The organism is Microcoleus sp. AT3-A2 (genome assembly GCF_036705685.1).
In the GTDB taxonomy this organism is placed as follows: domain Bacteria; phylum Cyanobacteriota; class Cyanobacteriia; order Cyanobacteriales; family Microcoleaceae; genus Microcoleus.
Window position 1 is genome coordinate 1 of record NZ_JAUBVF010000065.1, and the last position, 14726, is coordinate 14726.

Genomic DNA, 14726 nt, shown 5'->3' on the forward strand with positions numbered 1-14726 from the left:
TCAACATTAGAAATGAAGCCTTGCGGATTTTGGCGTTAGGAACTAGCGCTTCTGCCTGTGGAGGGGATGTAAGTCGAAGAGGCAAAACTTCGGTTTTGTTGGACGCGCCGCCCCGTTGAATCAGGAAGCCAGCGCTGTACCAATGAAGTGGTCAGCGTCTGGTAGTTCACATGAATTCATTTGAAGCAAACGATCGCTCGCGGAACCCCATATTTGATTCTCGGAGTTATTGTGACTGCGATCGCTTTTTTATCTGAGTTTTATCACCAGTTTTGTGCGGTTTCCATCACACATGGTTCTCTATTGTAAACCTAAAATTAGACCAATTAAACTTTCGATACAGACTGATTAGATACATATCTTTACAATAGCGCATAAAACTGGCGGTGAAGGTGATGAGAAAGGCTCAACTGATCGATTATTTGCGAGGAGAGTTGGCGATATCGAATTCGGCGATCGCCGTTGCTCTCCGACACGGTGAACAAGATGCCAGCGAACTGCCGATGGTTCTGTGGCAATACGGGTTAGTAACACTGGAACAGTTAAACCTGATTTTTGATTGGTTGGAAGCTCAGCCGGCTTAGCAATTTAAAATCCTGAGTTAAAAAATATGGATATCGGATTGCAATTTTTTGACAAATAAAGCTTGCACAAACGGTCGTCGAAAAGTATAGGGTTGAGTGTTTAGGTTGAGGGTGGGTCTTATTTTGTCCCAATTTAAAAAATACCAATATACAGTACGGACACAGCACTGCTGTGTCCTCTTTTCTGTTGCCGCCTAAAATAAACTGCTTTCATATCCAATCTGGCAGCATCGGAATTAATATTACCCACAGCTTTGGAGACGGCAGTGCGGTGTCCTCTCTATCAAGGCGCTCGTGCAACCGGAAACGATATCAATCTGTCTGTCGAAGAGGCGATCGCAGAAGGCATCAAACAGACGGCATAAAACAAACCCCTGCAACTTTTAGGATGCCGGGGCTTGTCTTGTTTAATTTGGTGGCGGGAAGTGGATTTGAACCACTGACCTTCGGGTTATGAGCCCGACGAGCTACCAGGCTGCTCTATCCCGCGTCGCTTTTTGTCTCTTTACTAATATAAACACATTTTTCTAAAAATTGCAACCCCTCCATCAAAAAAACTTTTTAGATGGTGGGAGGGGTTGCTGAAATCGGATCAGAGTCTCGATCGCCCTAAAGCATCGAAACTTCCCCGATTACCTCCAAGCGCTTGAACTCGCTGAGAGTCAGGTAAGTCTCCGAAAGAGTTTCGGCGATCGTCGGAGTAATCCACCCCAACTGCTTGAGCAAGTGAATAGCCACAGCAAATTGAGCACGCTTTCCCCCATCCGTCACCTTAATTGCCAAGCCCATGCCTTCGCCAACGCGGCCAATGCACTGCACCCCTTCGGCACCGGACTTGCTCACCAATTCCCCTTGAGTCAAGCGCATCAGTTCCGTGTCAAATTTGCCCTCACCGGCAACCATCATCGGGTGATGAGTCATAGCGCGGACAATCCGCTCCATATCCACATTGTTGCCGGAGGCTAACTGAGCGTACAAAGACGCCATTTGCCCCAACTGCAACAGATAGGTAGGAGCGCCGCAGTCGTCACGAGCGCTGATAAACTCTTCGGCAGGCATTGCCAGCAAGTCAGCCACTTTGCCCAAAATAAGCTGCTGGACAGGATGTTTGCGGCGCAAATAAGTTTCCATAGGCCAGTGCAGTTGCTGGCAGACAGCCAGCATCCCGGCGTGTTTGCCGGAGCAGTTGTATTGCAGGGCGCTCTTTTTGCCTTCGGGAATGGGGCATTGAAGTTTAGAGGGGTCAATGTCGCAGCGCCACAGGACGTTAAATACCTGGCGCGATTGCTCGATCGTACCTTGATGGGAACTGCAAATAATCGCTAAATCTCGATCGGTCAATTCGTAGCGTTCTAAAGTGCCAGTCGCCGTCACCGCCAAAGCTTGAAAAGGCTTGAGTGAAGAACGGACAAATGAGGCCGTTTCCGAGTTACCAGCAACAGACAGAACGCGCCCGCGATTGTCACAGACAGCGGCCTGGGCGCGGTGCCTCGATTCCACAATACCTTCGCGCAGCAATGTGACTTCCAGTTCGGGAGCTTGGGTTCGTTTTCCCCTTGTCATATCAATTTTAGATTTTAGATTTTAGATTTTAGATTGGGGCTGGTGGAAGTTATGAGTTGCGAGCTGCCAGTTAAGAGTTATAAAGTTAATCTTTCTGCGATCGTTTCTCACTCATGCACTCCGTGCGTGTTGTTGGCTGTGGGCGGCAATCTCAAAACTCAAAACTCCCTTCCATTCGCGATTACAAACAACTCCAAGTTAGTCCCCCGGCAATCAGCAATACTGTCAAACCATAAAATGTCTGCCGCAGACGCCTGAGAATTGGTTCTAGTTGGTAGTTGACAATCAACTGATCTTGAAGAAAAACTTCGGGAGTTTTAGGCCAAGATTGACAATCGTACCAGCCAGACTCTTCGTAGACGACCGTGGGATTTGAAAGGCGCGATCGCACGTAGAACCAACCCAAGTAGAGTCGCAGCAAAGCTAATCCTAGAATAAAACCGGCACCTGCGGCACCGCACAGGACAAACTGAGCTGGATACTTGCTTGGAGCAAAGCTAGAAGCAGCTATCGGCACCGATACCAAGCAACTCCAAGCCCACACCCAAGCTAGTTTTGCCAGGTATCCGGGCCAATTGAGTGTTACCCAGCTAAAAAACCAGGATTCTTTAAGTTCTTGGTATTCATTGATCGGTCGCTGTTCTTGCGGAACGGGACAAATAGAAGCAGAAACGTTTTTCACATTAGCCATCCTCACGGCGCGGGGGAAAAGTCAATGCGTTCGGCGTGTCCCCAGAACGCTTCTAAATTGTAGAACTCCCGCTCTTGAGGTTTCAAAATGTGAATGATCGCGTCGCCGTAGTCCATGACGACCCAACTAGCGTCTGATAGGCCTTGTGTACGAAGTGGCAAGCGTTGCCACTCTTCTTCCACTTGGTCTGCTATTGCTTGGGAGATTGCTCGTACCTGCACGTTGGAAAATCCGGTGATGATCGCGAAGTAGTCTGCTAAATAGCAGACTTCTGACACGCGGAGCAATACAATATCTACTGCTTTGCGGTCATCGGCTGCTTGGGCAACGGTCATGATCAGGCCGCGAGCTTCGTCTGGGGAGGTGCTATCCGTTGCTGTAGACTGATCCCTGGAGTATTCGAGTTGAGTTAGATCTGACATTAAGTGTTTAAGTTCCTAATTGATACGGTAAGGGGGAATCGGTGTGCTTTCGCGATCGGTTGTTGGCAGTTTGAGACGGGAAATAGGAGTTAGGTTGAAGCCAAAAGTAAGCACAGGATTGCTGATAAATTTTACTTTTAACTTGTGATTTGTTCGATCGACTTCTGGGTCGAATTTCCTGTTTCCTGCGATTCGCGGGCCATTTGCAGCGCCCAATTCCGCGTAAGTACGGTGCGGGGGTGGATGTAGCAGCGAGTTTCTAGCAAATATTTCAGAGAATAATCGCTAGTTTGCCACACGGCTGCATAAAGATTTTGCAAGCTTGCCTCGCGCAGTGCTTCTAGTTGGGGTGTGTTGCCGCGGCTCGGCTCTATGGTATCTGCTATGAATACGGTACAACTGAGCTGGCTCATGTTTGGTCTGCCGAGGGTGTGATTGGCGATTGCGTCCAAAATTTCTCGATCGACCACCCCGAATTCGTCTCTGGCGACGATCGCGCTGGCGTCTGCGTGCAGCAAATGCGGGTGTGCTTCCAACACTGAGTCTAACTCTAAACCTTCCTTCTGGGCCATTTGCAGCAGCAGTTGAGGTTTGAAGTATTTTGCCAAATCGTGCAACAAACCTGCCGTTCGGGCTTTTGCTTCGTCAAGGCCGTAATGGCGAGCCAAGTCACCTGCTACTTGTTCGACTCCGAGGATGTGTTTGATCCGGGCAGCAGGAACGCGGTCAGAGAGCCAAGCTAGGACGTTTTCGCGCGCGGGTGCAAGTGCCAAGTATTAACTCCGAAATTGTGTGATCTAATATTTTTATTTTAGCGTTTTGTTTCGATCGGCTGCTGCGTCGGGCACGCAGGGGTGTGGTGGCTTCTGGCATGGGGAGGGGTGAAGGGGGCGATCGGCTGTTTGGGAGATACGTTATCTTTTCTGGTAACTGCTGGAATCTTCAAAACATTCCCTAGCTGAACAATTAGTCTAATGGACTTGCTATTTTTGGTAATTCTCTCATTTTTTCTATTTTTAGTCAGTGCTATCAAAGGTTATTTTGTCGTTGAGCCGCTGCTAGCTTCTCTGGGAATTTTTAGGAGTATTTTCTTAATTCAACCTAAAAACTTTTTCTAAAAACTTTAATAAAAATGGCTGTAACGGGAAGTCAAAAGTCTGTTTAAGTAATCTGTATTTTACTTTTTATCCGGGTAGTCAGGTCTTTCTGGATGGCGGCGGGGACAGTTCAAGTTCTCGTTTTATTGGCGACTTAAATCGCTCAACCATCAGTATTTCATTTTTTTTTGTATTTATGTTAACGAACGTTATTTCTGTACTGCTAGGAACATCTTTTGGCACTCTAAGTAGGCACGATTTCAAGCGGTTATCTTATTTTGGCAGCGGCGCCAATATTTTCTCAGCATGACTCGCTGCCACCGCCGCAAATAAAGCTTCATAATGATTCAAAGCTTCCTCAAATCCGTAATTCTCCACAGCATAATTTCTGCCCTGCTCGCCCAACGCATCCACCTTAGCAGGGTGCAGGTACAAATCCTCAACAGCCTCAGCCAAAGCCTCCGGATCTTCCGGCGCTACCACCACCCCGCCACCGCTTTGCTGCACTGCTTTCTGGGCCGTACCAGTTTCGGGAACCGACGCCAAAATAGCCCTGCCGCTGGCGAGAATTACTTGGATTTTTGAAGGCATATTGAAGTTAGTAACGCGGCGCTTTTGTACGACTAAACTAACATCAGCAGCAGCTAACAATTCTGGCAATTTTTCTCGCGGTTCAAATGGTAGCAGCATTACATTATTAGCTTTGTAAGTTTCGCAATCTTGTTGCAAGCGCGCCAAGGCTGTTGATTCCCCCACAATTACAAAAGCGATTTCGGTTATGTGTTTCAAACGAGCCGCTGCTTGGACAACTGTTTGCAAGCCTTGAGTTAGGGCAATATTGCCAGCATAGAGAACTACAAATTTGCCCTTGAGTTTGTGAGTTTCTCGAAATGAGTTACTTTCCTTGGGTAAGGGCCGAATGAAATTAACATCCACCCAATTGGGAACGCAAACTATTTTTTCGGGGGGTACTCCCTGAGAATGCAATTTTTTGACAAAACCGCTGTCGATGACGCTGACTTGGCTGGCTGTGTGGTAGGCCAATTTTTCCAAAGCGTCAGCAATGCGAACTAGCAGTCCGTTTTTTTTGACCAAGCCGACGCGCACGGCTGCTTCTGAGACTATATCCTGAACGTTGAGGACGATCGGGCACGCGCGAATCCAGCCGTAAAAGGCGACTGGGACGCAAATCGGTAAAGGGGGCATTGTTGAGAAAATCACGTCGGGACGCCAGCCTCTGAAGGCTTGGACGGCGCTGGATACGACAAAACTGCCGTCTAGCACAAGTCGGTCTAGGAGGCTGGGGTGGGGGCCGTTGACGCGCAGATAGCTGCGCTGAATTGTGACGCCGTTGTGTTCTTCGGTGAGGTAAAATTTGCCCTCATATTGCGGATAAATCCGGCGCTGGGGATAGTTGGGCATTCCTGTGACGACTCGGACTTGGTGACCGCGCTTGACTAAGCCTTGCGCTAGTTCTGTCATCAGGGGGGCAATGCCGATCGGCTCTGGATAGTAGTTATAGGAATAAATTAGAATACGCATAATATTTATTTTGAAGCAAATTGTCCTGCAGCCGCGTGCATCGAGCCTGCACCCGCAGAATTGCAGACGATGTGGTTGGGTTCCGGGTAGGACAATAGGCGGCGAGGGGATCTTCCACTGCTTGCGAAAGAAGCCGCCCTGACCGGGCGGGTATCGCGCCCTCAGCTAATGTTTTTTCGCATTACCAGGCAGTTGCGGCGATCGTCGGTACGGATATACCGAAGGTCGTCTGTGAGCTTGTACATGAACACCAGTCCCCTTTCTCCTTCTCTGTCCAAAGGATCGCGCTGCTCTTGCATAATCGAGTGCAGCTTTGCTTCTAAGTTGAAGGGTTGACCCCTGTCCCAAATCCTAATTTCTAAGTAATCGGCAAACACTTTTACCTCAATGTCTATGGGCGTTGTGGAGGGCAAGTTCTGGTGAGCGTGGCGGACAGCGTTTGTAAAGCCTTCGTTGATTATCAGCCGGCACTGCCACCAAAAATCGGCTGGCAGCAGGGGCAAAACGATATTCTCCAACCATTCCAAAACGGATGTTAAAGCATTCAGGTCTGTTTCAACCTGAAGGTGCGGCTCGGCCTTTGGTTGCTTGTCTTTCATCTTTCTTCCCCCTGGTCGGCCCCCACCACCGCTGTACTCAGCGCCGGAGGGAGAGAAAAAGGAGGGCAAGGTCTTGGCAACATATTAGTTAAGTCAAGCTTGAGTTGAAGAAGCCCGTTTTGCCTCAAGGTGAGCATTCCTTTCGCACCATTTACTCGCACAGCAAATGAGAGACTTCCGATACTGTAACCCGCCTCGGTAGGGCGTTTAAATAGGGAAAATTCCCGAGTCAGCTTGCGAGGAAGTGATTTAAGCTTCGACCGTGTTAGCAGTCGCTACTTTTCTAAACACAGGTTAGTTCTTCTCGTCCTCGAAAATCATGCTGGGATCATTCGAGTATGACCTCGAACTGGCTAATTGCTAATTATTAATGCTCTAATTGCAGAGCTGGCAACTAGCTGTGCATTTTCTGGGCGTGTGAATTTTAACACTTAATGCTAACGTAGCTATCGTTAGCGATCGTCTGCTTGACTAAGTATCAACTTCGAGTTCCCGCCCCCCGTTGGCAACAGCACCTCAAAGTTCAGCGGTGGGTTGTTGAGGGTTGCTACACAGCGCCACTATTTTTGTTAAACAGGACTGTTACAGTTTTGACAATTAGTTTGAGGTCATACACCAGGCTCCAGTTTTGTTGGTATTTTAAATCTAAACGGATGACATCTTCAAAATCGCGGACTTGAGAGCGACCGTTGACTTGCCATTCCCCTGTCATCCCCGGTTTGACATCCAAACGCTGCCACTGAGGGACTTCGTAGCGCTCAACTTCGTCTGGAGTAGGCGGTCTAGTGCCGACTAGACTCATTTCGCCTTTGAGAACGTTCCAAAACTGCGGCAGTTCATCGAGGCTGGTTTTGCGTAAGATGCGCCCGACTTTAGTAATCCGCGGGTCGTTGTCATTTTTGAAAAATGCGCCAGAAGCCTGGTTTTTGATTTGGGCTTTCATGGCTTCGGCGTTGGTACACATCGATCGAAATTTCCAAATCCGAAATTGTCTGCCCATCCAGCCACAGCGGGTTTGACCGAAAAATATCGGGCCTGGATCGTTGATAGTGATGGCTGCAGCTATAGGTACGAGCAAAATTCCTGTAATTATCAAACCGACTATTGCCCCAACAATGTCTATCAGCCGCTTCACCCACGATTGCACTGAGGGGTGGGTCATCGGTAGCTGATTGTCCGAGGGCTTGGTCTCTGTGGGAGTTGAGGTTGCAGAGGGCTGCTCGATCGTCAGCACTTGATCTAGGCTGGTGAGAGCAAATACTGCCATCACCTGCGGCTTGAGGCTTTGGAGCACCAAGTCGCTGCCACGCTGTTTGGCAAATTTCAGATTGCTGACTAAAGCACCGATCCCGCTACTGTCGATGAATGTCGTCTGACTGAAGTCTAGGACAATCTTGCTGGGAACGGTGGTGCTTTCCGAAAAAAGTTGCTGGCAGGTTGTCTTGAAGTTTACAGCTTCAAGTACGCTCAAGCGCACGGGTATGTGAACTGAGGGAATTTCGTCCGAGTACGTTACCCGAAAATCTGCCTCTGGGGTTTGACTGACCATGAAGTCCTGGTTTCAAATTTCAAGCTGATGTCTTTAGCCTATTCTGTCCTAGCAGCTCCCCCTTTACCAAATATTATGGTTAACAAAAGGCTAGCTTTATACAAACTTTACAAAAACGCCTGCAAACTCGCCCGCCGAGAATGATATCAAAGGCAAAAATAGACTTGAGTCTACCAGTGCCTGTTTTGGCGCAAAGATTTTTGAACGCAGTCGCGGCCCAACTTTGACATCGGAATCAAGATTTTTGTGGATTCAGGCCGATTAATGTTGTCGTTAATAATTTTGGTGCCTCTCTCGCACCGGATAACCATCGCAGTTAACAGTTAACAGCTAACACAGAAGTCAACAGTTAACGGTTAACTGGAAAACCCCCGTAACAAGCATCGGGGGATGAGGTTAAGAATTGTAGACGTTTTCTGACTGGGAGGTTTCGCGGGTGATGGGTTTGACTTTGGCTTTGGCTTTGGCTGCGTTGCGTTTGAGGGCCTGGAGACGAGCTTCGTATTTAGCCCGCTGCTGTTTTTTGGAAGTTTGCTCGATTAATGTTTTTAAGGCGCTGCCGAGGCTTTTGTAGGCGTTTGGGAGAGTGTAGCCGAAGCGGGTTGCCAGGGCGAGGGCTTTTTCGTCGGCGTCTACTGCTTCTTTTAAGCTTTTCTCTCCGTTGTTTTTTTGGTAAAGTCTCCAGCCGGAGACGCCGCACAGGGATAGGGCTAGTAACAGCAGCAAGCCGTCTTGCACCCAAAGTTCGCCGACAGCGCCGCCTAAACCAATTGCGAGGGCTGCCATTTCCCAACCGTCTCTGGGAATGGTGTCGTTTTGGATTCTGGCGACTTCGTGCCAAAATAGGAGGTTACGCTGATCCATTGCTAGCTGTTCCCAGCGGATCAGGTCTATTTGGATTTCTACCTGGTCTTTGCCTATTTCTTCGCTGCGGATCAGGGTAGGATTAACTTCTATTGTTTTTTCTACTGTTACCCAACTTTGGAGTTCTGGGGGCAGTATGTTTTTCAAGCGCCGGATCTCACTCATCTCGGCTCTTGCTGTAGAGGTTGCATAGGATGTCATAGCTCCGGCCTATTGATTTTCCAAAGGTTAATATGTGTCTATTTCTGGAGTATAGCAAACCTTGAATCCAAATATAGTCGAGTAACGGGGGTCGATCGACCAATACTTGCAAATTTACTTGATTTTAGTCTCAGGGGGCGATCGCAACTGCCGACTCGATCCTTGACTTTCGACTATTTCATCAACAGTTCGATTTCTTGTCGCAATTTCGACCAAGCCGACAAAACTTCCGGCTGAGAAGTTATGCCTTTTTGAACTAAAACAACTCCGTCAAATACTTCAGAAAATCCCTACAAACCTCGCCGTAGAGCTTCATCGGTAAAACGCACTCCCCCCCCGAACTATACCCTGTCAATCGGAGCTTTTAAAGTCTTCTGCTGTAAATGCCACAACTCATAATCCACAGCCAATTAAAAAAAATGGCGACAACTTAATCCGTGTAATATGAGTCTAAAACCTTCTTTCCTCGTCCATTATGGGATATCTTTTTAGGGTCAATAAAGTTGTGCAACTCTTCTTTTTGTCCCAACATCCTCTCTTTTTTTGCCTCGTTTAACATTCATTTTTTTCTCTTTTTTTGCTACATGAGCGCGATCGCCCACAGTCGGGTGTTCGATCGCGCTCATGTAGCGAGTGGGAGCGTCCGCTGCTGGCACTAACTACTGGTCTACCCCTTTTCATTCTTGCAGCGGATATCACCACTTTTAGGAGATTTATACACATCATTCAGACGCGATTTAAATAATTAAAGTGACTTAAGAAGACCACTTTCCAACTGATAAATTGCTGCCATGATTCCGCTTTCACGATTTGTGAGCAGGGACTTTTTGACATCTTTTAAGTATTCTACAATGTGTGCCCGCAAAATCGGTCTTTCTACTTTGACTGTGTGATTGTAATCCCACAAATCCCAGATGATAATCCCGATGCCAACAATCGGGTCGATTAAACTTACTCCCAACTGACTAGCAACTGTACCGCCTGTTTTTGTGGCTACCTTGGCTGCGGCTTTGCTGGCAACTTTTGCCGTAACTTTGCTGCCAACTTTAGCTGCTACTCCCAAAATTAATGGTTTAGCAATTAAGTAGCCGCTGCCGCCAACTAATACTTTTAATGATAAATTCGAGACATTTCCTTTGTCGCTAATTGTGGTGGCAATATCATTCAGGTATTTGTCCCACTGTACTTGCGGTATATTATAATTGTTTTGAACAACTTTCACATTCTTGCTAACTTCTGATATGTACAAATTAGCAGTATCTTGAGTGATTAATTGAAATCGCAGTTGAGCGTTTTTGGGTACCAGCACGCGGTTAGCAAATTCTCTTTGAAAGTCTTCCGTTAATTTTTCGGAAACAGCACGAGATGCTTCTGTCATATCGAATCTGTTGAGTATGGCAGATTTCACGAAGCTAAAAGGTACGGCAAACTCCATCTTTTTTTGAGTGAAGTAATCAAAGTACCAATCGAGGAAACTGTTGTCTACTCGTGCAATTACTTCGCTTTCCCATTTGTCCAACTCTTTTGAGGCGAAAGTTTCGGCTGTTGTATGGGATTTTTGGATGGCGTTTTTAATGTCTTGGTTGACTTTGCTAAAATCGTGTGGCGGCGAGACTACAACTGCTGTGGTTCCGGTATTTGTTAGTGACTGGGAAATTAGAAAGTTACCTAATAGGGGAATGATGACTACGAGAATTACGATCGTCCAAATCATCGGTGTGACAGTTTTGATAAACTGACCGATAACTCTGAGACGTTCTGTTTTCTCTGAATAGCTAATTTCTTCCTTGTCTTGACTCATGGCGGTTTCGCAACTGATGAGAGTTTGGCTAGTTTCGATTATAGGCGATCGTACCTGCGATCATGTTACGGGCGTGTGGCCTGAAATTCTGGAAGGGTTCGGGAAAAGTGCGCCTTTTCATCTCTGACTGTATAGCGGTTCTCAGATAAATGAGGTATACAGAAACCCTGTATTGTCAAGCTTTCCAGGTCAAAATTCGTACCTCACCTTTTTGAGAAAGGCTATATAATAGTTATAGCCTGAGTTATAATACTCAAATATTGATTTCCCCAAAAGTATAAAAAATATGGTTCAAAAAATAGCTCTATTTAATCACAAGGGCGGCGTTAGCAAAACAACCACTACATTTAATCTAGGATGGATGTTAGCCACCAAGGGAAAAAAAGTAATCTTAGTGGATGCAGATCCGCAATGCAACCTCACAGGTATGGTTTTGGGGTCTTCAACTAAGGAAGAGCTAGAGGAAGTCTATAAAAAAGAACAGAATATTAAATCAGGCTTAGCACCTGCATTTGAATCAAGACCTAAGCTAATTGAGGCTGTAGATTGTTTACCAGTGGAGGCCTGCGAGGGTCTGTTTTTGTTGCCTGGTCATGTGGGATTTGCTGAATATGAGGTAACATTAGGAATTGCACAAGAGCTAAGTGGTTCAATTCAAGCACTTCAAAACTTACCTGGTTCAATTTCATATCTTTTGCAAAAAACTGCAGATAAATTTGAGGCAGATTATATTTTGATTGATATGAGTCCAAGTTTAAGCTCAATCAATCAGAATCTACTGATGACCAGTGATTTTTTTATACTTCCTACCAGTCCTGACTTTTTTTCAGTAATGGCGATCGATTCTTTGGCAACAATTTTGCCAAAATGGTATGCTTGGGCTCAAAAAGCTTCTGAAATGAGGATTTTGCAAGATGCTGCCTATCCATTTCCAAAAGTTACACCGCGCTTTCTTGGGACTGTAGTTCAAAATTATCGAATAATACGTCAAGAACCCGCTGCTGCTTTTCAGAAGTGGATAAATGCCATTGAAGAAGCTGTTTCTACTAGATTAGTACCATCTTTGCAAATAAATAATATGCTACTAAATAATCAGATGTACAATTCTCAAGGAATTGGCAGTGATTTCTGCCTTGCAAAAATTTCTGACTTTAACAGCCTTATTGCTAAGTCTCAAGAGCATCAAACACCAGTTTTTGCCCTCACCTCTGAGCAAATAGAACAGAAAGGTAAAGTTTTAACAGATGCTCAAAAAGCACAAAAACCCTTCAGAGAAGCTTTTTCCAAACTAGCAGACAGAGTTATTGGGTTAACGTGCCATGCAGTCAGCAATTGATCTATTTCGCATCAGTATTACCCGCGTTCGCGATTTAATTGCTGTGCATAATTCTCTAAAAGCTCAAGCTAGCAGTGTTCTGGATCTTTCAGATATGCTGAGAGCTGCACTTGTTTTAGCAGTTAGTGCTTTGGACTACTATATTCACGAAGTTGTCAGGATAGGAATGTTAGAGATTCACCGAGGACAACGTACTGAACCGCCAGCATTTTCGGGGTTTCAAATTTCACTGGGTAACGCTCGTGCAGGTATAAAGGCAGGACAAAATATAGATTCTTGGCTAGAAGATGAAATTCGCCAACGCCACAGCTACAAAAGTTTTCAGCAGCCAAATGCTATAGCCGATGCTGTCCGGCTGATTTGCGATAAAAAGTTGTGGGAGGAAGTCTCTACTAACATGGGTAGGTCGGCTAAAGATGCTAAAGATATAAAAACACAACTAAGTCTGATTGTCGATCGCCGAAATAAGATTGCACATGAAGCAGATATAGATCCTACTTTATCATTAGGGAATCGCTGGCCTATTGATGAACAATTAGTTAATGAAGCAGTTGATTTTATTGAGCAAGTTGTTGAGAGCATACACAACATTTTGTAACCCGCGACGATTAATTAAAAAAGCGATCGCACACTTCATCCGCGTTCATCTGCGTCAATCCGCCTACATCAGCGGTTCATAAAAAAATAAGGTGAGCAAAGCCCACCCTACTCTCTTACTAAAAACGATTAAACCTTCGCTTCATTCTTCACCAAATTACCCCAACCCAAATCCTTCAGCGAATTATTCCGGCGCAGCGGACGAGTCACCAACTCCAAAATATCCCGCGCATTACCAAAGCCGTGAATCTGAGCAAAAGTAAACTCAACAGACCACTTAGTATTAATCCCCCGCGCTTCCAAAGGATTAGCGTGCGCCATACCCGTAATCACCAAGTCGATATTTTGCGCGTAAATCCGCTGCAACTGATTGTAATTGTCTGGTTTCTCCACAATCCGAGGAGTAGGAACTCCCATCTCGTGACAAGTCTTTTCTAACAAAGCCAACTCGGCCGCTTGATAGCGCTTGTCCATGTAAGGAATGCCGATTTCCGGGCAAGTCATGCCGCAGCGAATCAAGAAACGTGCTAAAGAAATCTCTAGCAAATTGTCGCCCATAAAGAAGACAGATTTACCGCGAATTATTTGCAGGTAATCTTCCAAACCAGCCCAAATTTGCGCTTCCCGTTCGTCCAAACCTTTTGGTTCAATTCCCAACACTGAGCAAATCTTTTCAATCCAAGCGCGAGTTCCGTCAGGGCCGATCGGGAATGGCGCACCAATTAGCTTACACTTGCGGCGGCGCATCAACGTAGAAGCAGTGCGCGACAAAAACGGATTCATGCCCGATACATAATAACCTTCTTCCAAGACTGGCAATTCAGTGTAGCGCTTGGAAGGAAGCCAACCGGAAACTTTGATTCCTTGCTTCTTCAATTCTAGAGTTAGCTGAGTAACAACCGGATCGGGCAAAGAACCGAAAAGTACCAGCGGCGTGTGCTTGACATATTCCGATTCATCTGCTGCAACTTCCTCTTTTTTCTTGCCGAAATTCAGCAGTTGAGAGATAGCATTGCGTTCTTGTTTCTGAGATTCCATCACGGGCGCTTTCTCAGGGCATTTAGCAGCCATAGCCGCTAAAACGGTATCTTCCCCTTGAGTAAAAGCGTAATCCAAGCCGTTAGCGCGCGCTGTGACGATGGGAATGCCAATTTCTGCCTCGAGCTTCGGTGCTAACCCTTCCAAATCCATTTTGATGATTTCGGTGGTGCAAGTGCCGATCCAGACAATTACACTGGGGTTACGATCGCGCTTAATTTGCAAGCACAGCCGCTTCAACTCATCATAATCGTTTAACTGAGCGGAAATATCGCCCTCTTCCAACTCAGCCATCGCATAGCGAGGCTCAGCAAAAATCATCACGCCCATTGCATTTTGCAAGAAATAGCCACAAGTCTTGGTACCGATGACCAAGAAAAAGCTATCTTCAATTTTTTGATAAAGCCAAGCTACGCAGCTAATCGGACAAAATGTGTGATAATTGCCTGTTTCGCATTCAAAATTTAAAGCTTCCGGTTCATTAGTAGTAATAGCAGTCATATCTCAAATCTTCTCCCTTTAAATTGTTTTTCGTCTCGAACAGGACTTGCGGCGGAGCGAGGAAACACCTGGATTTTGCGATCGTCTCGGTGCGATCGCCCAGGAGAGGAATAGGTTGTTTTTCCTCTCGATCACGAACAGGCGCAGTGGCGAGAAAACACCTATTTTGTGCGCTCGCGACGCACAGCGAACAATAAATAGAAATACCTATTTTTGGGCTAATTCCTGTAAAAAATAGATGCAGCCCACTCAATATTTCCGCAGCAGCCGCAGCATCCAAAATTCTGGCTAAAAAATTCTGCGCGAGGGCATACAATCCCTCACAGCAGGGATTTAGTTTT

General features: G+C 46.2%; 16 protein-coding genes and 1 tRNA gene. 3 read left to right on the forward strand and 14 right to left on the reverse strand.

What is annotated here, in order from left to right:
• The first annotated feature begins 395 nt into the window (after positions 1-395).
• A complete protein-coding gene (locus QUB37_RS24680; RefSeq protein WP_333167192.1) occupies positions 396-584 on the forward strand; it encodes a DUF2949 domain-containing protein in 189 nt (62 codons plus the stop codon).
• Between the two features lie 413 nt (positions 585-997).
• Here the strand turns inward: QUB37_RS24680 and QUB37_RS24685 are convergent.
• The 12 genes from QUB37_RS24685 to QUB37_RS24740 form a co-directional block, all read right to left on the reverse strand.
• Positions 998-1074: transfer RNA gene (locus QUB37_RS24685), tRNA-Met, on the reverse strand.
• 119 nt (positions 1075-1193) lie between these two features.
• Positions 1194-2147 carry an asparaginase gene (locus QUB37_RS24690; protein ID WP_333167194.1) on the reverse strand — a complete coding sequence of 318 codons (954 nt, stop codon included), beginning with the start codon at positions 2145-2147 and terminating at the stop codon, positions 1194-1196.
• Positions 2148-2328: 181 nt separating this feature from the next.
• Entirely contained in the window at positions 2329-2838 is a 510-nt protein-coding gene (locus QUB37_RS24695; protein ID WP_333167196.1) for a CGLD27 family protein, read from the reverse strand.
• Positions 2839-2840: 2 nt separating this feature from the next.
• A complete protein-coding gene (rsfS, locus tag QUB37_RS24700; protein WP_333167198.1) occupies positions 2841-3260 on the reverse strand; it encodes a ribosome silencing factor in 420 nt (139 codons plus the stop codon).
• Between the two features lie 137 nt (positions 3261-3397).
• On the reverse strand, positions 3398-4033 hold the full coding sequence (yqeK, locus tag QUB37_RS24705) for a bis(5'-nucleosyl)-tetraphosphatase (symmetrical) YqeK (protein ID WP_333167201.1): 636 nt from the start codon (positions 4031-4033) through the stop codon (positions 3398-3400).
• A 38-nt stretch (positions 4034-4071) separates the two neighbouring features.
• On the reverse strand, positions 4072-4206 hold the full coding sequence (locus tag QUB37_RS24710; RefSeq protein WP_333167203.1) for a hypothetical protein: 135 nt from the start codon (positions 4204-4206) through the stop codon (positions 4072-4074).
• Between the two features lie 424 nt (positions 4207-4630).
• Entirely contained in the window at positions 4631-5899 is a 1269-nt protein-coding gene (locus QUB37_RS24715) for a WcaI family glycosyltransferase (RefSeq protein WP_333167205.1), read from the reverse strand.
• Positions 5900-6060: 161 nt separating this feature from the next.
• Entirely contained in the window at positions 6061-6498 is a 438-nt protein-coding gene (locus QUB37_RS24720) for an ATP-binding protein (protein WP_333162512.1), read from the reverse strand.
• 547 nt (positions 6499-7045) lie between these two features.
• Positions 7046-8047 (reverse strand): sugar transferase, encoded by a 1002-nt coding sequence (locus QUB37_RS24725; protein ID WP_333162515.1) that lies wholly within the window; start codon positions 8045-8047, stop codon positions 7046-7048.
• A gap of 396 nt (positions 8048-8443) precedes the next feature.
• Complete coding sequence (locus tag QUB37_RS24730) at positions 8444-9112, reverse strand: DUF3318 domain-containing protein (RefSeq protein WP_015178535.1); 669 nt, start codon at positions 9110-9112, stop codon at positions 8444-8446.
• 494 nt (positions 9113-9606) lie between these two features.
• The gene (locus tag QUB37_RS24735; protein ID WP_333167208.1) at positions 9607-9768 is read right to left on the reverse strand and encodes a hypothetical protein; all 162 of its coding nucleotides are present in this window, start codon (positions 9766-9768) and stop codon (positions 9607-9609) included.
• Positions 9769-9857: 89 nt separating this feature from the next.
• A complete protein-coding gene (locus tag QUB37_RS24740) occupies positions 9858-10913 on the reverse strand; it encodes a hypothetical protein (RefSeq protein WP_333167210.1) in 1056 nt (351 codons plus the stop codon).
• A gap of 286 nt (positions 10914-11199) precedes the next feature.
• Between QUB37_RS24740 and QUB37_RS24745 the strand changes: the two genes are divergently transcribed.
• Positions 11200-12249: an AAA family ATPase gene (locus tag QUB37_RS24745; protein WP_333167212.1), complete on the forward strand. Its 1050-nt coding sequence runs from the start codon at positions 11200-11202 to the stop codon at positions 12247-12249.
• Positions 12233-12847, forward strand: a complete 615-nt coding sequence (locus QUB37_RS24750) for a HEPN domain-containing protein (protein ID WP_333167214.1) — start codon at positions 12233-12235, stop codon at positions 12845-12847. Before QUB37_RS24745 ends, QUB37_RS24750 begins: the two co-directional genes overlap by 17 nt.
• A 128-nt stretch (positions 12848-12975) precedes the next feature.
• On the opposite strand, the gene QUB37_RS24755 is transcribed toward QUB37_RS24750, so the two are convergent.
• A complete protein-coding gene (locus QUB37_RS24755) occupies positions 12976-14385 on the reverse strand; it encodes a ferredoxin:protochlorophyllide reductase (ATP-dependent) subunit N (protein WP_333167216.1) in 1410 nt (469 codons plus the stop codon).
• Complete coding sequence (locus tag QUB37_RS24760) at positions 14366-14701, reverse strand: hypothetical protein (protein ID WP_333167217.1); 336 nt, start codon at positions 14699-14701, stop codon at positions 14366-14368. Before QUB37_RS24760 ends, QUB37_RS24755 begins: the two co-directional genes overlap by 20 nt.
• Positions 14702-14726 lie beyond the last annotated feature (25 nt).